Annotated in this window: 19 protein-coding genes and 1 pseudogene; 5 read left to right on the top strand and 15 right to left on the bottom strand. The window is 66.9% G+C overall.

Translation table 11 applies throughout. From position 1 onward, the window contains the following. Window positions 1-138 precede the first annotated feature (138 nt). The 11 genes from PSR88_RS02775 to PSR88_RS02725 all read right to left on the bottom strand — a co-directional run bounded on the left by PSR88_RS02775 (window position 139) and on the right by PSR88_RS02725 (window position 12,427). A complete protein-coding gene (locus PSR88_RS02775; RefSeq protein WP_016880887.1) occupies window positions 139-1,119 on the bottom strand; it encodes a Gfo/Idh/MocA family protein in 981 nt (326 codons plus the stop codon). Then, window positions 1,116-1,979 carry a sugar phosphate isomerase/epimerase family protein gene (locus tag PSR88_RS02770; RefSeq protein ID WP_016880888.1) on the bottom strand — a complete coding sequence of 288 codons (864 nt, stop codon included), beginning with the start codon at window positions 1,977-1,979 and terminating at the stop codon, window positions 1,116-1,118. Before PSR88_RS02770 ends, PSR88_RS02775 begins: the two co-directional genes overlap by 4 nt. Next, a complete protein-coding gene (locus tag PSR88_RS02765; RefSeq protein ID WP_016880889.1) occupies window positions 1,976-2,983 on the bottom strand; it encodes a Gfo/Idh/MocA family oxidoreductase in 1,008 nt (335 codons plus the stop codon). The genes PSR88_RS02770 and PSR88_RS02765 overlap by 4 nt, the downstream gene beginning before the upstream one ends. Continuing rightward, the gene (locus tag PSR88_RS02760) at window positions 2,983-3,762 is read right to left on the bottom strand and encodes an SDR family oxidoreductase (RefSeq protein WP_016880890.1); all 780 of its coding nucleotides are present in this window, start codon (window positions 3,760-3,762) and stop codon (window positions 2,983-2,985) included. The genes PSR88_RS02765 and PSR88_RS02760 overlap by 1 nt, the downstream gene beginning before the upstream one ends. A 259-nt stretch (window positions 3,763-4,021) precedes the next feature. Next, on the bottom strand, window positions 4,022-4,921 hold the full coding sequence (locus PSR88_RS02755; RefSeq protein ID WP_037196216.1) for a sugar phosphate isomerase/epimerase family protein: 900 nt from the start codon (window positions 4,919-4,921) through the stop codon (window positions 4,022-4,024). Between the two features lie 61 nt (window positions 4,922-4,982). Further along, on the bottom strand, window positions 4,983-5,981 hold the full coding sequence (locus PSR88_RS02750; RefSeq protein ID WP_016880892.1) for a Gfo/Idh/MocA family protein: 999 nt from the start codon (window positions 5,979-5,981) through the stop codon (window positions 4,983-4,985). After that, window positions 5,978-6,910, bottom strand: a complete 933-nt coding sequence (locus PSR88_RS02745; protein WP_016880893.1) for an NAD(P)-dependent oxidoreductase — start codon at window positions 6,908-6,910, stop codon at window positions 5,978-5,980. The genes PSR88_RS02750 and PSR88_RS02745 overlap by 4 nt, the downstream gene beginning before the upstream one ends. Window positions 6,911-6,944: 34 nt before the next feature. Further along, complete coding sequence (locus tag PSR88_RS02740; RefSeq protein ID WP_016880894.1) at window positions 6,945-8,159, bottom strand: Gfo/Idh/MocA family protein; 1,215 nt, start codon at window positions 8,157-8,159, stop codon at window positions 6,945-6,947. Window positions 8,160-8,214: 55 nt separating this feature from the next. Continuing rightward, window positions 8,215-9,000: an HpcH/HpaI aldolase family protein gene (locus tag PSR88_RS02735; protein ID WP_016880895.1), complete on the bottom strand. Its 786-nt coding sequence runs from the start codon at window positions 8,998-9,000 to the stop codon at window positions 8,215-8,217. Next, window positions 8,997-10,973 (bottom strand): 3D-(3,5/4)-trihydroxycyclohexane-1,2-dione acylhydrolase (decyclizing), encoded by a 1,977-nt coding sequence (gene iolD / locus PSR88_RS02730; RefSeq protein ID WP_237723893.1) that lies wholly within the window; start codon window positions 10,971-10,973, stop codon window positions 8,997-8,999. The genes PSR88_RS02735 and iolD overlap by 4 nt, the downstream gene beginning before the upstream one ends. Before the next feature lie 23 nt (window positions 10,974-10,996). Beyond that, window positions 10,997-12,427 (bottom strand): aldehyde dehydrogenase family protein, encoded by a 1,431-nt coding sequence (locus PSR88_RS02725; RefSeq protein WP_016880897.1) that lies wholly within the window; start codon window positions 12,425-12,427, stop codon window positions 10,997-10,999. Window positions 12,428-13,131: 704 nt separating this feature from the next. On the opposite strand from PSR88_RS02725, the gene PSR88_RS02720 reads away from it, so the two are divergent. Further along, window positions 13,132-13,947, top strand: coding sequence for a bifunctional allantoicase/(S)-ureidoglycine aminohydrolase (locus PSR88_RS02720; protein ID WP_029538258.1), 816 nt, complete (start codon window positions 13,132-13,134; stop codon window positions 13,945-13,947). Window positions 13,948-14,027: 80 nt separating this feature from the next. Here PSR88_RS02720 and PSR88_RS02715 read toward each other — a convergent pair whose 3' ends face one another. After that, the gene (locus tag PSR88_RS02715) at window positions 14,028-14,927 is read right to left on the bottom strand and encodes a helix-turn-helix transcriptional regulator (RefSeq protein ID WP_016880899.1); all 900 of its coding nucleotides are present in this window, start codon (window positions 14,925-14,927) and stop codon (window positions 14,028-14,030) included. A gap of 101 nt (window positions 14,928-15,028) precedes the next feature. Between PSR88_RS02715 and PSR88_RS02710 the strand changes: the two genes are divergently transcribed. From PSR88_RS02710 to PSR88_RS02695, 4 genes are all read left to right on the top strand, one after another. Next, window positions 15,029-16,078, top strand: a complete 1,050-nt coding sequence (locus PSR88_RS02710; protein WP_016880900.1) for an alcohol dehydrogenase catalytic domain-containing protein — start codon at window positions 15,029-15,031, stop codon at window positions 16,076-16,078. Next, window positions 16,075-17,481 (top strand): MFS transporter, encoded by a 1,407-nt coding sequence (locus tag PSR88_RS02705; RefSeq protein WP_016880901.1) that lies wholly within the window; start codon window positions 16,075-16,077, stop codon window positions 17,479-17,481. Before PSR88_RS02710 ends, PSR88_RS02705 begins: the two co-directional genes overlap by 4 nt. 83 nt (window positions 17,482-17,564) lie before the next feature. Continuing rightward, entirely contained in the window at window positions 17,565-18,449 is an 885-nt protein-coding gene (locus PSR88_RS02700) for an aldo/keto reductase (protein WP_016880902.1), read from the top strand. Window positions 18,450-18,460: 11 nt separating this feature from the next. Then, the gene (locus PSR88_RS02695) at window positions 18,461-18,862 is read left to right on the top strand and encodes a cupin domain-containing protein (RefSeq protein WP_009473174.1); all 402 of its coding nucleotides are present in this window, start codon (window positions 18,461-18,463) and stop codon (window positions 18,860-18,862) included. Between the two features lie 24 nt (window positions 18,863-18,886). On the opposite strand, the gene PSR88_RS02690 is transcribed toward PSR88_RS02695, so the two are convergent. The 3 genes and pseudogenes from PSR88_RS02690 to PSR88_RS02680 all read right to left on the bottom strand — a co-directional run. Continuing rightward, window positions 18,887-19,531, bottom strand: a complete 645-nt coding sequence (locus PSR88_RS02690; protein WP_016880903.1) for a TetR/AcrR family transcriptional regulator — start codon at window positions 19,529-19,531, stop codon at window positions 18,887-18,889. Beyond that, window positions 19,528-21,003 (bottom strand): MFS transporter, encoded by a 1,476-nt coding sequence (locus PSR88_RS02685; protein ID WP_011593823.1) that lies wholly within the window; start codon window positions 21,001-21,003, stop codon window positions 19,528-19,530. Before PSR88_RS02685 ends, PSR88_RS02690 begins: the two co-directional genes overlap by 4 nt. A 98-nt stretch (window positions 21,004-21,101) precedes the next feature. After that, a pseudogene (locus PSR88_RS02680) lies at window positions 21,102-21,515 on the bottom strand (nitroreductase family protein); the annotation flags it as partial. Window positions 21,516-21,528: the final 13 nt, after the last annotated feature.

Genomic DNA, 21,528 nt, shown 5'->3' with positions numbered 1-21,528 from the left:
GCCTTTCGGGATGCCGCGACCATCCAGCTGTGGGGTGGCAGCTGGGAGGAGGGGAGGGGGGAAGCAATGAGGGGAGTAGAAGTGCGCGCCCAGGCCGGCGTCGGAAGTCGGTCCTCCCGGCCTGGCGGGAGGCTTCGATTACCGCGGGGGAAGACCCGCGGCGATGTATGCGGCGTCGACGAACCGCATGTTCGTCACGGCATCGTCGGTATCGATCGGGAAGGGCGTCCCGCCGAGCAGGTGGTCGGCGAATACCTCGAGCTGGTACGTGTACGTCGAGCGGGTGCCGACGTGCAGCGTCGTCGTTCCGGCGTCGGTGCTGACGGTGATCCGGTCGTCGCCGTATTGGAGCATGTAGTCGTGGGCGAGTGCCTGACCTCGGTCACCGACGAGCCGCAGCGTCATCTCGAACCGATCCCAGTTCATCGAGTTGATGCTCGAACCCGTGGCGCCGTTGGGGAATACGAGGTCAATGTCCATGGATTCGTCGACTCCCGTGGTGCGTTCGACCGCGCGGGCCGCCACCACGGACGGGGCACCGCCGGCGAACCTGCCCAGCTGTCGGTGCACGTGCAGGCCGTAGCAGCCGAGGTCCATGACTGCCCCGCCGGCGAGTTCGAGGCTCCAGCGCGGGTCGTCCGGTTTGGGTTCGGGCATTCGCATGATGACCTCGACCCGCTGCAGCTCGCCGAGCGTGCCGTCACCAAGCAGATCGAACATCCGCCCGATGATCGGATGGAACAGGTAGTGGAACCCTTCCATGATCGGCGCACCCCGTTCACGCGCCGCCCGCCGCACCGTGTCGGCTTCGGCGGCGTTGCGCGCGAACGGTTTCTCGGTCAGGACCGCCTTACCGGCCTCGATCGCCTTCAGATTCCATTCGGCGTGGAAGGCGTTGGCCAGGGGGTTGTAGACGACGTCGACCTCGGGGTCGGCGATCAGCTCGGCGTACGAGTCGACGACCCGTTCTACCCCGTGTGTCTGCGCGAACGTCGCGGCACGGCCACGGTCGCGGGCGGCGACCGCGACCAGCCGGTGCCCGAGGGCCCGTGCCGGCTCCACGATCGCCAGCTCCGCTATGCGCGAGGCCCCGAGGACGCCGATCCGTAGCTCGGTCACAGCTGCAGACTCCGCAGGAATGCGGCGCTGGTCTTGACGTCCGCAACCGGTCCCTCGCCGCCCGGCTCCCCGGCGAGAATGGTGTCCTGCTCGAGGGTGAACCAACCGTCGAAACCGGATTCCACGAGGTGTCGGACCACGCCTGCGACATCGACGTCACCGGTGCCCAGGGGGGTGTACATACCCTGGGCGACGGCCTGCGTGTAGCTCAGCTCGCCGGTCTGCACGCGGGCGGCGAATTCGGCGTCGACGTCCTTCAGATGCGTGTGGGTGATCCGGTCCGCGGCGGCGCGTGCCAGTTCGAGCGGATCGGTGCCGCCGATGAGCAGATGCCCGGTGTCCAGGCACAGCGGAATCGAGGAGCCGTCGAGGACCCGCTGGACCTCGGTCTTCTTTTCGATCATGGTGCCCACGTGCGGGTGCAGGACGGCGCGGATGCCCTGCTCGGCGGCGACGTCGTGTAGCCGGTCCAGGTTCGACAGCAGGGTCTTCCAACCGGCGTCGTCGAGGTCGGGTCGCGAATCGTAGCCGTCGGTGCCGGTTATCGCGGCCAGCACCAGTACCTCGGCGCCGGCGGCCGTGAACGCGGCCAGGGTGCCGGTGATGTCGGGGACCGGGTCGTGGCCGGGGTCGTGCAGCAGTACCGGGGTGAAGCCGCCGACCGCCTTCAGGTCGTACGAGGCCAGGGTGGCCGCCAGTTCCTGCGGGTCGGCGGGCAGGAATCCGGCGGGGCCGATCTCGGCGGCTTCCAGACCGGCATCGCGCATCTCCGACAGCACCCGCTCGGGGCCGAGTTGGTGACCCCAGCCCGGGACTTCACAGACACCCCACGAAATAGGCGCTCCTGCAATACGAATCATCGTCGAACCTCACTCATCTGTACGGGGCGGTGCTGGGAGAGGGAAAGCGTGGCCGCCTCGGCGATCCAGGTCACCTCGAGGGCGTCGGCGGCGGTGCACGGTGAGGGCGCGGTGCCGGCGATCACCTCGAGGAACGCGCCGAGTTCGGCGCGGTAGGCGGAGGTGAAGCGGTCCATGAAGAACTGGTGCGGTGGGCCGTCGGGAAACGCGACGTCCGGTTCGAGGTTGCGGACGGGCGCGCTTGCGTCCCAGCCGGCGACGACGCTGTCCTGGGATCCGTGGACCTCGAGACGGCAGTCGTAGCCGCGGGCGTTGTAGCGGGTGTTCGACACCACACCGAGGGTTCCGCTCTCGAACGTCAGTGTGGTGGTGGCGGTGTCGACATCGCCGCAGTCGGCGAAGATCGAGCCAGCCTGGTTGGTGCCTGCGGCATAGACCTCGACGACTTCCTGGCCGACGACCCAGCGGACGATGTCGAAGTCGTGGACGCTGCAGTCGCGGAAGATCCCGCCGGATGCGGCCACGTACTCTGCCGGCGGCGGCGCCGGGTCGAGGGTGGTCGAGCGCACAGTGTGCAGCCAGCCGAGTTCCCCGCCGATGACAGCGTTGCGTGCTGCGGCGAATGCGGGATCGAAACGGCGGTTGTAGCCGATCTGCACCGGCACCGTCGAGGACTTCAGGCGCTCGACGACCTCGTAGCTCTCGTCGGCGGTGAACGCGACAGGCTTCTCACAGAAGACCGGAATCCCGGCGTCGACGGCAGCGAGGATCAAGGGGGCGTGCGCTGGGGTGGCAGCCGCGATCACTACTCCGTCCACTCCCGAGGCGAAAACGGCAGCGGCATCGTCGGCCGCGCGTGCGCCGAATTTGGTGGCGACCGCTGCGGTAACGTCGGGTCGTTCGTCGGTGACCACCAGTCCGTCGACCCCCGGCAGCTGCGCGAGGGTGTCGGTGTGGAATGCGCCGATCCGGCCGAGGCCGATCACGCCGATTGTCGATCCCATCAGTCCTGTCCTCCAATGACGGTCTGGTCCCAGTCGATCACCGAGCCGGTGACGACGCCGCTGCGCTCGGACAGCAGGAAGACCACCATGTCGGCGATCTCGTCGACCTGCCCGAGCTTGCCCATCGGCACCTTCGCCGCGGCTTCGGTCGCCCAGTTGTCGTCGGCGCCGTGGAAGCGTTGCTGGATCGCGGTCTCGCCTTCGGTCTCGGTCCACCCGATGTCGAGGCCGTTGATCCGGATCCGGTCGAAGCGGTGCGCGTAGGCCGCGTTGCGGGTCAGCCCCGCGAGCCCGGCCTTCGCCGCCACGTACGGCGCCAGGTAGGACTGTCCGCCGTGTTCGGCGATGGAGATGATGTTGACGATCGTCCCCGGTGCCTTACGTTCGACCATGTCCGCCACGGCGGCTTGCATGGTGAAGAAGGGCGCACGCAGGTTGACCGCCATGTGCTGGTCGAACAGCTCGGGTGTCGTATCCAGGAGGGTGCCGCGGGTGGTCAGACCTGCTGCGTTGCACAGAGCGTCGATCCGGCCGAACTCCTCGATCGTCCGAGTCACCGAGTCCTTCGCCTCAGTGGGATCGGCGAGGTCGGCCTGGATGAAGCGAACCTGCGCCCCCGTCGCATCGAGTTCGGCGGCAAGGGTTTTGCCGGCTTCGGCTCGGCGGCCGGTGAAGACCACCGTGGCGCCCTCCCGGGCGGCGGCGCGGACGACGCCGGCGCCGACACCTTGCGTCCCTCCGCTGATCAGAACGACTTTCTCGTTCAACAAGGTGGCCACTACATTCCTTTCGTTCTGTGACTCCCGGCATCGGTGCCGGTAGGTCGCTGATGCACACGGCCGGTCCGCGTGGTGCTGGATAATCCGGAAGCGGTGTGTGTGCGTCGGCGGGGGCTGTCCGTGTGCTCTGTTCAGTCTTGCTGTGACGTACGCCTCAATCAATACGAAGTTTCCATCATTTTCACCTCGAGGCGGCTTCGCTGGAGGTGGTCGGCCGTGCCCGTAACGACAGGCCCGATGATGAACGGAGAGCTGTAGATCAGATGTTGTCCCGTTTCGCAGCCGGCTGGTCGGCGATCTCGAAACACCGCAGTGCCCCGTCCCGTGCCCGGGTGAGAGCATCGGCGACGGGCAGCTGCCGGAATTCCTCCGACATGTGCTCGATACCCCACGGGCCGTCGAAACCGATGCGGCGTACCGCATTGATGAACTTCGGGACGTTGAATACGCCCTCACCGCAGGGAACTCGATTGTCGAAGGTGTCCTCCAGATCGGTACCGCGCACGGCGGCGCGACCGTCGTCGAGTTCGACTCCGAACACGAAGCGCGACGGAATGAGCTCCGGTAGAAGGTCGTAGTCTGTCCCGCCCCGGAAGGCATGCCAGATGTCGAGGATGAGCCCACCGTTGGGGTTGTCGACATCCTTGACGAACTGCGCAGCCTGTTCAGTGGTTCTGACAAGGTGCGAGAACGGCGTGTTCTCGAACGCGATCTTCACGCCCGCAGCGGCGCCGTCGGTCGCGAGAGCATCGAACTGCTCGCAGAGCCGGTCACGGGAGACGGCGACACCGTCGTCATCGGCGCCGACCTTGATGTTGTCGGTTCCGAGGACGGGGGCGGCCTCGAACAGGTCCCGGCGGACCTGGTCCGACAGTGCGCGGGCTTCACCGGTGGTCCACCAGTTCGTGATCCACTCGAGTTGGACGTGGGTGATGCCGTTGTCGGCGAGTAGTTTCGCGACTTCGCCGAGGCCGATCGTCTCGCGCGCGGCGACGAGGTCGGGGCGTGTCAATCCGAATCCGGTGTAGCCGGTTCGTGCGACGGCTTCGATTCGTTCCCGGATCGGGACCGGGCTACGGTCCGGACCCCGTGCCGGCATCACGTCACCGGCTGACGTCCAGCATGCGGCCAGTAGTTCCGGACGTGGTGAGTTAATCATTCCTCGTACCCCTCAGTGGTCTTCTCGATCGTAGAACGCAGATGAATGCGGCGGGGGTGCGTCATTCCCAGTGGTAGTCGACCTTGGTGGTGGCACCGTCGTTGTTCATCGAGTCGATCAGGGCGGCGGCCACCTGGGTGGCCCGCAACCCGTCGCGTGCCGACGCCAGCGGGGACACCGCCTGTGCGTCGAGGGCGTCGACCCAGGCCTGCAGTTGGCGCCGGTAGGCGTCGGCGAACAGTGGCCGCCAGTCCTCCGGGTACGTCGCCGCCGAATGCAGCGACGAGTCGACCGTCAGGGCGTGGCTCGGTGCCAGACTGACGGCACCGGTTTCGCCGACTACCTCGCAGCGCACGTCGTAGCCGTATCGGGCATTGACGAACACATCGACCACCGTCAGCACACCGTCGGCAGTCCGCAGCATCAGTACCTGCGGGTCGTGACGTGAGGTGTCCAACGAGGTGGGCTTCGGTGCATGCCAGCTGACTTCGACGATATCGGACCCGAGAAGCCAACTGGTGATGTCGATTTCATGGATCGCTGAATTGGTGATGGTGCTTGCCGAGTCGCCACCCGGGTACGACGTCACATTGCGGTGGGAGCTGCGCACCAGCAGCGGGGCCCCGACGGAACCGGACCGAATCTCCTGCACCAGCGCCTGGTACGGGGCGTGGAACCGTCGCATGAAACCCACCGACACGAGCGGATTCGCCAGTGCTAGAGCCTCTTCGCGGGCGACCAGGTCGACGCATTCGGCGAGCGTCGGGGCCAGCGGCTTCTCACACAGCACCGGCTTGCGGTGTTCGAGGCACAGCGCCACCTGCTCGGCGTGGGCGGAGTCGTGGGACGCGATCACCACCGCGTCGATGTCCGGGGCGGTGATCAACTCAGTCGCGGTCGAGACGGTACGCGCCGACACCTCCTGCGCGACAGCGTCCGCACGGGCCGCGTCGACATCGGTCACCACCGTCACCTGCGCACCCGACACCGACCGAGCGAGGGTCCGGGCGTGATCGGCGCCCATCACCCCGACTCCGATCAACCCCACCCGAATGCTCACGACGCTGCCACCGCGGCCGGCGCCCGCCCGTCGAGGACCGCGACCGCGCCCTCGACCGCGGCGCGGATGGTCAACGCCATCGCCCGATCGGTGAAACCCATCAGGTGCGGGCTCAACACGGTATTGGCGTGGTCGAACACCGGGTGATACGCGGGCGGTTCGGGATCGAATACGTCGAGACCGAGCCCGGCGAGGTGCCCGGACTGCATCGCCGCGTGCGCGGCGTCGAGGTCGATCAGCGCGCCGCGACTGCAGTTGACCAGCATGCTGCCCGCCCGCATCCCGGCCAGCCGGGACTTGTCGATCAGATGATGATTCTCGGCAGTGAGCGGCAGGTGCAGGGTGACGAAGTCACTTGCTTCGAGAAGTTCGTCGATACCTGCGCACCGATACTGCTCGGGCACGTCGGCGAACGGATCGTACGCCCGCACCTGCAGGTCGAACGCCTCGGCGATCTGGGCGACCTTGCGGCCGATCCGCCCGAAGCCGACGACGCCGAGGGTGGCGCCTTCGAGGTCACCAACCGTGACTGCACCCCGGTCGTTCCACCGCCCGCCCCGGACCAGACCTGTCAGCGTAGGAAGTCTCTTGACCAGTGACAGCAAGTGCGCGAACACCCCTTCGGCGACCGACACCGTGTTGCTGCCCGGAGTGATCACCACCGGGATGCCGCGCCGCTGTGCTTCGGCGACGTCGACGAGGTCGGTTCCGACACCGGTACGGGCGAGGACCTTCAGCGTCGGCATACGGTCGAGCAACGCGGCGTCCACGGTGAACGCCGCCCGCACGATCGCCGCCTCGGCGACGGCCAACTGCTCCTCGGTCGGGTCGAGGACCAGCTGTTGATTCTCAGCCAGATACGGGTCGACGAGCTCCCGATCGAGCGGGCCCAAGCCGACGAACAGTTGAGTCGAGGTGGTCGTAGTCATCGCAGTCCTTGCAGATGTCGAGGTGCGGGTGGGATCAGGCCGTGCGGGAGGCGGTGGTGCCGGCGATGTCGTCGAGCTTCTGCCACTGCCCGGTCGAGGCGGAGACCTCGGCGGCGGTGACGATCGCCGCGGCGGAGACGGCGTCGTGGACGTTCGAGTTCTCCTGCGGTCCACCGGATACGGCGAGCAGGAACTTCCTAGCCTCGATGGTCTTGAGGTCGTCGAAGCCGAGGGCATTGCCGGGTCCGGGCTGGAAGCGGGAGTAGTCACCGTGCTGAGGGCTGGCGTTGACCGTGGTGTAACCCTGTTCGGCGTTCGCGCGGCCCAGGCACACCTTCAGCTCGTTCATCCGCTCGAAATCCCACCTGACGGACCCTTCGGTGCCGTACGCCTCGATCCGGTATCCGCACTCGGGGCCCACGATCACCCGGGACGCCTCGATGGTGCCTACCGCGCCGGCACCGGGGGACTGCGAGCCGAATCGCACGAGGGCGGCGGCGTAGTCCTCGTTCTCGACCGGCCCCATGTCCCCGTTCTCGATGACCGCGAAGTGGGTTCCCGATCCCATTTCCAGTTTCGGGCGTTCGGTGTAGACGGTGCTGGTGAGCGCGTTGATTTCCGCGATCGGGCCGACCACGTACTGGCACAGGTCGCTGGCGTGGCTGAACAGGTCCGCCAGCACGCCGGAGCCGGCGAGTTCACGGTCGAACCGCCACGACAGGGCACCATTGGGCTCGTTCGCGTAGCCGGAGAAGAAGGAGGCACGCACGTTGGTGATGCGACCGAGCTTGCCGTCGGCGATCAGCGTCCGGGCGTGCTCGACTGCCGGGGCGTGCCTGTAGTTGTAACCGATCGAGGTGATCACCCCGGCCTGGGTGGCGGCGTCCTCGATCGCGGCGGTCTCGGAATAGCTACGCCCGACCGGCTTTTCGATCCAGAAGTGCTTGCCTGCCTTCGCCGCGGCGATACCGATTTCGGCGTGCAGGAAGTTCGGTGCACAGATGGACACGACCTCGACGTCGGGGTGCGCGAGGACGTCACGGTAGTCGGTGGTGCCCTCGGCGAAACCCAGGACGTTCTGAGCGAAATCGACGCGGCTGGGTGCGGTGTCGGCGGCGATCACCAGCTTCGGGGTGATCCCGAGCTCAGGGTAGACGATCGGGACGTCGCGGTAGGCGCGCGAATGCAGCTGTCCCATCCAGCCGACGCTGATCAGGCCGACGCCCACGGTGCGTGCGTTCGTGCTCACGGTGTTACCTCTTTCGGTTCTGCCCCAGCGGGCTAGGTGGTTCTGCCCGAGTGGGCTAGGCGGTCTGCTCGGGCCGGGCGGTGGCGAAGGCCTCGGTGAGGGCGGCGGCGAGCATGGTCGAGTCGGAGCCGATGGCCACGAAGCGGAATCCCAGTTCGACGTAGCCGGCGGCCAGGGGCGCGTTGGCGGCGAGGATGCCGGCCGCCTTCCCGTGCTGGTGGGCGGCCTCGAGGACCCGGCCGAGCGCGGCGGTGAACACCGGGCTGTCGAACTGCAGCGGCACCCCGAGGGCGAAGGACAGGTCCAACGGTCCGACGAAGAGCACGTCGACCCCGTCCTGTGCGGCGATCTCGTCGACCGAGTCGAGGGCGGCGAGCGTTTCGATCTGGATGACGCCCAGCGCGGACTGCTCGTCCGTCAGCAGCGCGGAGCGGTCCATGCCCCACCGGCAGGAGCGGTTGTAGGTGGCTACCCCGCGGTCCCCGTGCGGCGGGTACGCCAGATGCGTGATCGTGTCGGCGACCTGGTCGGGCTTGTCCAGCCGCGGGACCATGATCCCGGCCGCGCCCTGGTCGAGGGCCCGGCCGATCCGGATCCGTTCACCGGATTCGATCCGCACGACGGTCGGAACGCCGTAGCTGCCGGCGGCGAGGATGCCGTCGCGCAATACGTCCTCGGATCCGGACCCGTGTTCGAGGTCGATGAGGATCCAGTCGGCGCCGGCGGCGGCGCACACCTCGGCTGCGGTCGAGGACGCCATGCCGACGAAGGTGCCGACGGTGGTCTCGCCGTCGGCCAATCGCTGACGGAGCGTGCCCTTGTCGAGTGGAGTGTTGCTCATCCGAACCACCTCTGCCGTCCCACGGCGTTGTCGTAGTCTGCGCGCAGGGTCTGAACCCATTCCTGATCGGACACCTCGGCGGGTGCGACATCCCACCACACGTCCCCACCGGGCAGGTCCACGTGCGGCACCGTCGGCACCACGATCACGACCGGGCCGGACGCGGTCCGGGTCTCGTCGAGGGCGGTGCGCACCTCGTCGGCGGTGGTGGCGCGGATGGCCCGCGCGCCCAGTCCTTCGGCGATCTGCCGCAGGTCGACCTTCAGGTAGTCGCCCTCGAGGCGTGCCTTCTCGCCGGTCTCGGCGATGATGTCACCGTCGGTGCGGTAGCGGAACTCGTTGCCGAATTCGCGGCCGTTGCGGTTCATCTGCAACCGGTGGATGACTTGGTAGCCGTGGTTCTCGGACACCACGACGGTCACGTCCAAGTCCTCCTGGGCGGCGGTGACCAGCTCGGTGGGTGCCATCAGGAACGTGCCGTCGCCGATGAAGGTGACGATTCGCTGTCCCTGGTTGCCCTCGGCGAGGCGCACACCCATCGCGGCCGGGATCTCGTACCCCATGCAGGAGAACCCGAATTCGAGGTGGCAGTGCCGATTCCCGGTCGCGTCCCAGACCTTCTGCAGGTCGCCGGGCGGGCCACCGGCCGCGGCAATGATCGTGTCGCCGCCGCGGGCGTGTTCCTGCAGCAGCCCGATCAGCTGCGGCTGGGTGAGCACGGCGCCGGTGACCGGGGCGTGCGGGTGCTCGGCCGGGACGAACGCTGTGTCGGGGTCGAGAGCGGCCGCCCGGATCGGGGCCCAGTCCGCCTTCGCCGTCCGCGCGGTGTCCTGCCAGGCCGGGCTGGTGGTGTGCCCGGCGAGCGCGGTGGTCAGGGCCTCGAGTCCGAGGCGGGCGTCGGCGAGGATTCCGGTGGCCCCCTGCTTGCGGGTGTCGCCGTCGACGACGTTGAGGGAGGCGAACCGGACGTTCTCGTTCTCGAAGATCGACTGCGATCCGGTGACGAAGTCGGTCAGCCGGGTCCCGACGCTGAGCACGAGATCGGCCTGTTTGACCAGGATGTTGGAGGCGAAGTTGCCCTCGAGTCCGACACCGCCGAGCTGCCACCACTCGTCGCGGCTGACCGCGCCCTTGCCGCCGAACGATTCGACGACCGGGATACCAGCCTGCTCGGCGAGCTGCTCGAGTGCCGCGGTGGCGTCGGAGTAGTGCACGCCGCCACCGGCAATGATCACCGGACGCGCCGCCTCGCGGATCTGGGCGGCGACCGCGTCGACCTCCGCGGGGTCGGGCAGCGGGCGGCGGATCTTCCAGTCGCGGGGTTCGAAGAACTCGACCGGGAAGTCGAAGGCGTGGGACTGGACGTCCTGCGGCAGCGAGAGTACGACAGCGCCGGTATCGGTGGGGCTGGTCAGCACCCGCATGGCCTGGGGGAGTGCGGTCAGCAACTGTTCCGGGCGGGTGATGCGGTCGAAGAACCGCGCGACCGGGCGGAAGGTGTCGTTGACGGTGAGGTCGGCCTCGCTGGCGTGTTCGAGTTGCTGGAGCACCGGTCCCTGATGGCGGGTGGCGTAGGTGTCACCGGGCAGCAGCAGCAACGGAAGCCGGTTGATCGTCGCCAACCCGGCGGCAGTGACCAGGTTCAGCGCACCCGGACCGATGGACGCGGTCACCGCGAGGGTGGCGCGGCGGAGACTGGCCTTGGCATAGGCCGTGGCGATGTGCGCGAGGTACTGCTCATGCCGCCCCTGGACGAACGGCAGGTCATCGGACAGTTCGTCGAGGGCCTGTCCGAGGCCGGCGACGTTGCCGTGACCGAAGATGCCCAGTGCAGCGGGGATCAGGCGGCGCCGGTCGCCGTCGGCGACCGAGTATTGCGCGGCGAGGTATTTCACGACCGCCTGGGCCGTGGTCAGCCGGACTGTCTTGTGTGTGCTCAGTGGTGTCATGTCGTCGTTTTCTGTGAGTGCCACGAATGTGTGTGAGCGGGAGACGGTTACCAGGGGCGGCCGTGCAGGATGACGGTCTTTTCCTCGGTCATTTCCTCGACCGCGGACCGGACACCTTCCTTGCCGATGCCGCTGCCCTTGAGACCGCCGTACGGCATCAGGTCGGCGCGCCAGAGTGGAGTCCAGTTGATGTGGATGTTGCCGGCGTCGATCTGGCGCATCGCCCGAGTCGTCGCGCTGACGTCGGAGGTGAACAGTCCGGCGCCCAGACCGTAGTCATTGTCGTTGGCGAGGGCGATCGCAGATTCGATGTCGGGGGCGGAAGAGACGGCGACCGCGGGGCCGAACAATTCGTCGCGGCTGAACGAGGAGCCCGGGTCGACACCGGCAACGACGGTGGGGGAGACGACGGCGCCGTCCCGGTCACCACCGGTAAGGACCTTCGCACCGGCCAGTACGGCCTCGGTGATGGCCGAATGCACTCGGGTCGCTTCGGTTTCCGAGATCAACGAGCCGAGCTTGGTGTCGGCGTTCGCGGGATCCCCGATGACGATGTCTTCGACCTTCGGGACCAGGGCGTCGAGGAAGTCGGCCTCCACACGTTCGTCGACGATCACGCGTTGCACGCTGATGCACACCTGACCGGCATTGATGTAGCCGCCGGCAGCGACCGCCGAGGCGGCGAGTTCGATGTCGGCGTCGGGGAGCACGATCACCGGGCAGGACGCGCCCAACTCCAACGACAGCTTCTTGATCCCCGCGATCGAGGCCAACCTGGTGCCGGTCTGCGTGGAGCCGGTGAAGGACACCTTGCGCACCCGGGGGTCGGTGACCAGGACGTCACCGAGCACGGAGCCCGGCCCGGTGAGCACCGACAGCGCCTCGGGCGCGAGGCCGGCGTCGACGAAGCACTCGGCGAGCTTCAGTGCGGTCAGCGGAGTGGTGCGGGCCGGCTTGAGTACCACCGCATTACCCGCGGCCAGTGCGGGAGCGATCTTGTGCAACACCAGCAGCGCCGGATAGTTGAACGGGGTGATCGCCACGACGATGCCGCAGGGCTGGCGCAGGGTGAAGCCGACCTTCTCGAGCCCGGTTCCGGGGTTGGCGTCGAGCGGCAACGACGAGCCGTAGAGCTGACTGCCTTCGAAGGCTGCCAGTCGGATGATGCTGCCCGACCGGCTCGCCTCACCGCGCGCTTCGCTGATCGGTTTGCCGGTCTCCGCGCTGATGGTCTGCGCAATGTCCTCGGCACGCTGTTCTGCCAGATCGGCGGCCCTCATCAGGATGGCGGCCCGTTCGTGCGCGGGCATCGACCGCAACACCCGCGCACCGACCTCGGCGCGATCGAGGGCAGCGGTGGCGTCGGAGGCCGTGGCGACGGGCACCGTGTCGACCGCACGGCCGTCGAACGGTGACCGGACGGTCTCCGTGCGGCCGTCTGCCGCGGTCCGCCATTCACCAGCGAGCAACATATCCATGTCAGGACTCCATACGTCGAGTTCGTGGTCACCCCGCATTTGCCGAGAGTGACAGTGATTGCAAGCGAAAACGTTTGTTGCCGAACCTGATAGCGGGCGATTCGGTTCGGGAGCGAAAGGTCTTGTGCCCGCGCCAGTTCCGGATCTGACGCGGGATGCAGAAGATCGTCGGTGACGCCCGGCAACCGGTCAGCGCGGGTGCTGCCACCGACCGTGGTGGGCCCATGGGCGCCGATTGGTCGGGACGGCTGAAGCGGGGCGCGCTCGGGAAGTGCCGCTTGTTCTCATGCAGCCCAGTCTTGCTGTGATCCATGCCTCAAACAAGGCGAATAATCCATCAAATATCCCTCATTTCGAGGGAGCTTCATCCTGGGGTCTGAATCGCCGGGGTGAACGTCGGGGAAGTGTTGCTCACGCAGAGTGAGGACCGACGAGGGCAACGCTGGTGTAGCGCCGAAACACTCGGACCCCGCAGACGGGATGTTCCTACTGCGGTGCGTACCGGTGCCGCGAATTGCGCACGTGCCGGGCGTTCCACAGCCCGCTTCCAACGACGTCGTCGGCATCGACTACCAGTCCTCTCCACAACGGCGGGTGAGAGGGACGTGTGGTCGACGAATATTCTGGTGTGGGATCCACAGGCGGACGATCGACATCACCGGTGGCTCGCCACCGCCGCTGTCCCGACAACCGATGAGGAAAGCATGAACTACTTCGTTCCGCGAGGCGGCCTGCCGCCGCAAACCGATCTGACCACCGACCGCGCGGTCTTCACGGAGGCCTACGCAGTCCTGCCGCGTCGCACGATGAGCGATATCACCACGAGTCTGCTGCCGCACTGGAACGGGACCAGGGCGTGGGTGCTGGCGCGGCCGTTGTCCGGATTCGCGGAGACCTTCTCGCAGTACATCGTCGAGGTCTCGTCCGGTGGCGGTAGTGACCGTCCCGATGCCGATCCGGGCGCCGAGGCGGTCGTGTTCGTTGTCGACGGTGCGCTGACTCTCACACTCGACGGGGTCGAGCATGTGCTGGATGCGGGCGGCTACGCCTTCCTCGCTCCCGGCGCCCGGTGGAATCTGCACAACCACGGTCCGGCCACCGCGACGTTCCACTGGATCCGCAAGGCCTATGCGCAGGTCGACGGCATCGAGGTGCCCGAGTCCTTCGTGACCCGGGAGCAAGATATCGAGGGCGTCGAGATGCCCGACACGAATGGCGCATGGAAGACCCAGCGGTTCGTCGATCCGACCGACATCCGCCACGACATGCATGTCAACATCGTGTCCTTCGAACCGGGAGGTGCGATCCCGTTCCCCGAGACGCATGTCATGGAACACGGCCTGTACATCCTCGAGGGCAAGGCGGTGTATCTGCTCAACAAGGATTGGGTCGAAGTGCAAGCGGGCGACTTCCTATGGTTGCGTGCCTTCTGCCCCCAGGCGTGCTACGCGGGCGGGCCGAGTCGCTTCCGCTATCTGCTCTACAAAGACACCAACCGGCACGCCGGCCTCCAACTCTGACTCTCCTGAATCTGGTCATGATCCTGTGTGCCGCTGCCGTTGTCGCAAGGGTGGCGGCCCACCGATCGCCTGTGCGGGGGTCAATGCGGTCTGCTGGGAGCGTCGTGTTCGGTGCCGAGCTGATCCTGGCTGGCGGCCCAGGAGGCGAGGAGTTTGAGGGCGTCGGCGGAGGGTGTGCCGGCGGCTGCGGTGTAGATGTTGAGTTGGAGGCCGGGTTCGGAGGGCAGTTCGAGTGCTTCGAAGTCGAGGTCGAGTTGGCCGACGGAGGGGTGGCGCAGGCGTTTTCGACCGCTGCGATGAAATCGGACGTCCTGTGACGCCCAGCGTTGGCGGAAGAGTTCGCTCTGGGTGGACAGTTCCCCGACCAGCGCGATGAGCGCCTTGTCGTGGGGGTTGCGGCCTGCTTCGAGTCGGAGCATGGCGGCGGCGTCCCTGGCGACGGTGTCGTAGTCGACGAAGAATTCTTCGGCTGCCTGAGGGTGGAGGTAGACGAATCGGGTTGTGTTGGCGGGGCGGCGGGGGTCAGCGAGCACAGGGGAGTAGAGGGCGCGCGCGAGGTCGTTCATCGCGATGATGTCGTGGCGGCCGTTTCGGACCCAGGCCGGTGCGTCCGTGATGGCATCGAGTACTTGCTGGATTGCCGGGCGGACCGTCACCGGCGGAGTGCGGGGGCGGCGGGTGGTGCTTGCTTGTGCTTGCCGGGCGAGAGCGAAGAGGTGGTCACGTTCGGCGTCGTCGAGTTGCAGGGCGGAGACGAGGGCGTCGAGGACGCTGTCGGAGGCGCCGGCGAGGTTGCCGCGCTCCATGCGGACGTAGTAGTCGACCGAGACACCGGCGAGCATGGCGACCTCTTCGCGGCGCAGTCCTTTGACACGGCGGTTGCCGCCGAACACGGGTAGTCCGCTCTGTTCCGGGGTGATGCGTGCGCGCCGCGTGCTGAGGAACTCGCGGATTTCGGTGCGCAGGTCGGTCGAACTCATGAGTCCACGGTAGGCAGTGACCGCCGGATGTGGGAGGTACTGGCAGTACCCGGAACGTCCGTGACTCCCCGGGCGGCCCGAATGGAGGTCAACTGGGTGGCATGAAAGCGACGTACATGTTCGGCGCGGGCGACGTCCGCGTCATCGATGTTCCTGATCACACCATCCAGTCGTCCACCGACGCTCTGGTACGGATCGTGCGGGCCTGCGTGTGTGGCAGCGACCTGCATCCCTATCACTCCATGGACGCCGAACCTGCGGGCAGATCGATGGGCCACGAGTTCATCGGTGTCGTAGAAGCGATCGGTTCGGATGTGAGGACGTTACGGGTCGGCGACTTCGTCATCGCACCGTTCGCGGTGTCGTGTGGCACGTGCGTGTTCTGCACTGCGGGTCTGCAGACCTCGTGCGTGCGCGGCGGGTTCTGGAACGACGCCTCGCTGGGTACGGCGGGTGGTCAGGCCGAGGCGGTCCGGGTGCCGCTGGCCGACGGCACGCTGGTGACGGTACCGGTGGGCGAGGACGCCGACGATGCGCTGCTCAACTCCTTGCTGACGTTGTCGGATGTGTATGGCACCGGCTGGCATGCCGCGGTCCGCGGCGGCGTCGGCGCGGGCAGTGTCGTGACCGTGATCGGTGACGGGGCGGTGGGATTGTCGGCCGTGCTGTCGGCTCGCCTGCTCGGTGCCGAGCAGATCGTGTTGATGGGACGGCACCAGCGGCGGACCGATCTCGGTCGCGAGTTCGGCGCGACCGATGTGGTTGCCGAGCGTGGCGAGGAGGGGATCGCGAAGGTTCGTGAGCTGACCGGCGGACTGGGCAGCGCGGTCGTCCTCGAGGCGGTCGGTCACCGGCCGGCCTACGACCAGGCGGTGGGCGTCGTCCGCGCGGGTGGAGTGATCAGTCGGGTGGGGGTGCCCCAGTACGAGGACGCGCCAGTCGGGTTCGGGAGCCTGTTCGGGCCGAACGTCACGCTGACCGGTGGTCCGGCACCGGTGCGCGCCTACATCGAGCAGCTGCTTCCGGCGGTCCTGGACGGCACTGTCCAGCCGGGGAAGGTGTTCGACCGCACCGTCGGTCTCGGCCAGACGCCGGAGGGCTACGCCGCGATGGATGCCCGCGACGCGCTCAAGGTCGCGGTCCGGCCGTGACCACCGCTGTGTCCGGTCGGGCCACGACCTCCCCGACCGCGATTCTGGGTATCATCCTGGCAAGCTATTTCATGGTGTTGCTGGACAACTCGGTGATCTTCACCGGGTTGCCGAGCATCCGATCCGGACTCGACCTGTCATCGGCGGCGTTGTCGTGGGTTCAGGACGCTTACACCCTGGTCTTCGGTGGTCTGCTCCTGTTGGCTGCCCGCGCGGGGGACATCGTGGGGCGGCGCCGACTGTTCAGGATCGGTCTCGCGATTTTCGGAACCGCATCCTTGCTCGTCGGGATTGCGCCCGCGGGATGGTGGATGATCGCCGCCCGCGCGGTGCAGGGAATCGGTGCGGCGATCGTCGCACCGACCTCGTTGGCGTTGATCACGACCTACTTCGACGGCGAGGCCCGCAACAGGGCCATTGCCTGGTATGCCGCAACGGCCGGTATCGGCGCCAGCCTCGGCCTTCTGGTCGGAGGTGCGCTCACCGAGTGGATCTCCTGGCGAGCGGCCTTCCTGGTCAACGTCCCGATCGCGGTCGCCTTGATTGTCTGGTCTCGCACAGTGCTCGTCGAAACACCACGGCGAACCGGAAGGTTCGACGTGATCGGTGCTCTCGGTGCGACATTCGGCATGGGCGCCGTGATCTTCGGGATCATCGAATCCGCCGAGGCAGGTTGGGGATCGGCACGGGTACAGGCCGCTCTGGTACTCGGGGCTCTCCTGCTGGTCGGGTTGGTCGTTCACGAGGGTCGGGTGCAGCAACCGATCCTGCCGCTGCGGTTGTTCCGCAGTCGCGAACGCGCCGGCGCCTATTCGGCTCGCCTGCTGTACCTCGGGGCGATGATCGGATTCTTCTACTTCACCACCCAACTGCTCCAGGACGGCTTCGGCTTCTCCCCACTACACGCCGGGCTCGGCTTCCTGCCGATGACCCTCGTCAACTTCGTCGTCGCACTCGTTGTGCCCCGGCTGAGCGCCCGGCTGTCGAACGGGACTCTGCTCGCTACCGGGACGGCGCTGACCCTGGCCGGTATGGCATGGCTGAGCCGCATCGGCCCACTCGATACGTATCTCATGGACGTTGCACTACCGATCGTCCTGGTGGGCGCCGGGCAAGGCCTGGCGTTCGGGCCGCTGACGAACGCAGGAATCGCCGGTGTGGATTCGGCGGACGCCGGCGCGGCATCCGGACTGGTCAACACGGCGCACCAACTCGGAATGGCACTCGGTTTGGGCATTCTCGTCGCACTCGCGGCCGACGCAGGCGCCAACCTCGACGGACCAGCAGCGGTGACCGAGCACGTCGGCGCCGCGCTCACCGGCGGCACCGTACTGCTGGTCCTCGCACTGGTCGTCGTCCTCACGGTGATCGTGCCCGCTGCACGACACCGGCCCGTCGAATGACATCCGCTGGTCGAACCAGGTACTGCCGGTACCTGGTTCGACAGGCACTCCCAGCGCGCGCAGACCGAACCTAAGGTTGAAACATGACCATCCCCCAATTGACCTTGAACAACGAAATCACGATGCCGGCACTGGGTTTCGGTGTGTACCAGACGCCCCCTGATGACACCGTTGCAGCGGTCGAGGCGGCATTGGAGACCGGATACCGGCACATCGACACCGCAGCTGCTTATCAGAACGAACGCGAGGTCGGCGAAGCCATACGCCGTTCGGGCATCGATCGCTCGGACATCTTCATCGAGACCAAGATCTGGATCACCGACTACGGCTACGACGCGACGCTGCACGCGTTCGACAAGAGCTCCCGCAAACTCGGAATCGATCAGATCGACCTGCTGATACTGCACCAGGCTCTTCCCGGTGAGTTCACCCTCACCGTCGAGGCCTACAAGGCGCTCGAGACGCTGCTCGCGGACGGACGCGTCCGCGCCATCGGTGTCAGCAATTTCATGTCCGACCACCTCACGCGACTGCGGGACGAAACATCGGTGGTGCCGGCGGTCAACCAAATCGAGGTACACCCGTACTTCCGCCAATCCGACGTGCTCACGGCCAACGCCGAACACGGGATCGTGTCGCAGGCATGGTCCCCGATCGGCGGCATCACTTTCTACCGCAACGGCTCCCACGGCTCCACACTCGACGATCCCACCCTCCAGTCGATCGCAGCGGCACACGGTAAGACGCCGGCCCAGACGATGCTGAGGTGGCACCTGCAGCAGGGACGTCAGGTGATCCCGAAATCGGTCACCCCGTCCCGGATCACCGAGAACTTCGAGGTCTTCGACTTCGATCTCACCGCCGATCAACTCGCCGCGATCGACGCCCTCGACACCGGTGTGCGTGGCGGCCCGGAACCTGACGACATCACCCGCGAGACATTCGGCCTCGAGATCCCCGAAGCCTGAGGAGTACAGCAATGCAGATCGATCCCCACACCCCGACGACCAAGAACCCGCCCGAGCAATTCACGGGTGACGTCTGGCTCGACCGTATCGCCTTTCCCCGCGACCCCGGTCAGCGAATGGTAGTGGCGAAAGTGCGTTTTGCGCCCGGCGCCCGCACCGCGTGGCACTCGCACGCCCACGGTCAGACCCTGCACATCACCGAAGGAACTGCCTGGGTAAAGTCCCGCGGCGGACCGAAGGTCGAAGCACACGCCGGTCAAACCCTCTACTGCCCACCGAACGAACAACATTGGCACGGAGCAAGCGCCGACTCGTTCATGGAACACCTCGCTATGCTCGACAACGCCGACGACCCGGCCACCACCACGACCTGGCTCGAGCACGTCACCGACGACGAATACCTGACGGGGTAGTGTTCCCTCGCCACCCGCCGCACCTTATCGAGGCCACAAATTTTCCATGATTTGTGCGACGTCCTGTGCGCTCAGCGGTGCCGCATCGAGTCTTTCCGCGCCGGGCCGCAATCCCGCGATCATGACCGCGAGGATTCTGCGCCAGCCGGTGTCGGTGACGCCGCGTGTCGTCGCGACGACGCCGCGGAGGGACCAGAAGATGAGGTCCAGGTCGGCCTCGGTGGCGTCTTCGCGGATGCGGCCGTGCTGCTTGGCCCCCGCCAGCAACTCGAACAGGATCCGGCGATAGTCGTTCCTCAGAACTGTGGTCTGATCGTCGTTCCACATGCGAGAGAGACATCCGCGGTTCGACGCGAGGATGGCACCGCTGCCGTAGAGCACCTGTTCGAGGCCCTCGCCCTCCGGCGCGGAGAGGGCTTCGTGGGCCAGGGTGAGGAAGTCTTCGAGCACCTGGCGAACCAGTTCACTGATCAGTGCATCCTTGGTGGGGAACCGGCGGTAGAGGGTGCCGATGCCGACGCCGGCGACCCGGGCGATTTCGTCGACCCCCACGTCGAGGCCGCGGGCACTGAACACGGTCGCTGCCGCATCGAGTAGCCGTTGCCGGTTCTCCGCGGCGTCGCGGCGCAGTGCCTTGCCGCCTGCCGGATCGCTCATGTCGGACCTCATTCGGATTCGTCGCCCACCAGTGTGCCGCCGGCGACCAGCGCGAGTTCCGGGTGCCGCAGCTCGGGCGACGGTTCGAGATTCGTGGTGTCGTCCCGCTTCATCGCCGGGATGAACAGGGCCGCCACGGCGCCGAGGGCCACTGCCACACCCAGCATGACGAAGCCGTTGGTGTAGCCGGATTCCTGCGGCACCCCCGACGTGGACGCCCCGGCGGTGACGACGCTGGCCATGAACGCGGCGCCGAGTGAGCCGCCGATCGTGCGGATGTTCGCGTTCATGCCGCTGGCGACACCGGTCTGTTCGGACGGCACCGCTGCGACGACGACGTTCGACATCGCCGAGAAGGCCAGGCCGAAACCGATTCCGGTCAAGGCCGTGGCGAGGTAGATGTCCGTCTCGGTCTCGTGGAGGAATGCCACCACGAAGTAGCCGATCGCACTGACGATCGAGCCGGCGATCACCAGGTTTCTCGACCCCAGTCGAGTCGCCAGGCGGCCGGAGGCGAGTCCGAGCAGGAACATTCCCACGCTCAACGGCAGCAGCATCAGGCCCGATTCGGTGACCGAGGCGCCGAAGCCGAATCCGGCCGAGGGGGGTGTCTGCAGAAACTGCGGGAGGAAGCCGAACGCGGCGTACATCCCGACTCCCATCAGCAGGGCCACCAGGTTGGCGGCCCAGACGCTGCGGATCCGCATCATTCTCATGTCGATCAGCGGGTTGGCGGATCGCGCTTCGGCGGCCACCCAGGTCGCGGCGAGGACCGCGGCGGCGACCAGCAGTCCGATGACGATCGGAGAGCCCCAGCCCCAGGTCGGTGCCTGACTGACCCCGAGCAGCAACGCGACGAGCCAGCCGGACAGCAGCAGTGCGGTGAGCCAGTTGATCTTCCCGGCGGTGCGAACACGCGACTCGGGGACCAGGATCTGCGCGGCCAACCCGGCCAGGACGACCATGATCAGCGGAATCCAGAACAGCCAGTGAAAGCCCAGCACGGTCACGATAGGTCCGGCCAGGACGATGCCCAGACCGGCGCCGACGGCGGTGAGCGCGGCGATGATGCCGACCGCTCCGACCACCTTCTCCTCGGGGAACTCGTCGCGGATGATGCCGAACGCCAACGGCAGCACACCGCCACCGATGCCCTGGATCACCCGGGCGGCGATCATCACGGACAGCGAGGTGGCCAGGGCCGCGAGCAGCGACCCCGCGGCCAGTGCGACGAGCGCGATCACGAACACCCGTTTCTTGCCGTGCATGTCCCCGAGGCGTCCCATGACCGGGGTGAAGATCGACGCCGACAGCAGGTAGGCGGTCAACACCCAGGTGATATCGGTCTGTGTCGTGCCCAGCGCGGACTCGAGGGTGGGCAACACCGGCATCACCAGGGACTGCAGCAGGGCATAGGCGCCGACGCCCACGGTGAGAACGGCGAACGTCAACTGATGGTGCGTCCGCCGTGAAGCGGTTTTCATAGATTCTCCCAACAAAGCGGAGCGTTCACTCCGCATGCGGAGAATCTATCATTCGAAGCGGAGGTCAGCGCGACATCGCCTCCGTCGTTCCCGGATGCTTATTCGCGGATCCGCGTCACGACTTTGTTCAGCGGCGCCCGTGTGGTGCGGTAGTTGTTGGCCGGGTGGTCGGTGTCTGCGAAGCCGAACGAGATGCCGACCAAGATCTTTCGATCGGCGGGGATGTCGAAGTGCTTGCGGATGAGCGGGGAATGACTGGCGAGCGCGGCCTGGGGGATTGCCCCGAGTCCGAGGCTCCGCGCCGCGAGTAGGAATGTGCCCACGTACAGGCCGGTATCGACGGCCCCGTACACCCCGTGCACCGCGTCGGTGGTGATGATCGCGACGTGCGGCGCGCCGAAGAAGCGAAAGTTTTCGAACGCCTGGAGGGCCGAGGCTTCGCGGTCGCCGCGCTCCACGCCGACGGCCTGATACAGCTGCCAACCGCTGGCGCGGCGCCGTTCACGGTAGACTGTAAAATGCATT

It is taken from the genome of Rhodococcus sp. DK176 (assembly GCF_038447315.2).
Classification (GTDB): Bacteria; Actinomycetota; Actinomycetes; order Mycobacteriales; family Mycobacteriaceae; genus Rhodococcus_F; species Rhodococcus_F jostii_A.
Note: the sequence above shows the minus strand (reverse complement) of the source record. Positions and strands in the feature narration are given on the sequence as shown.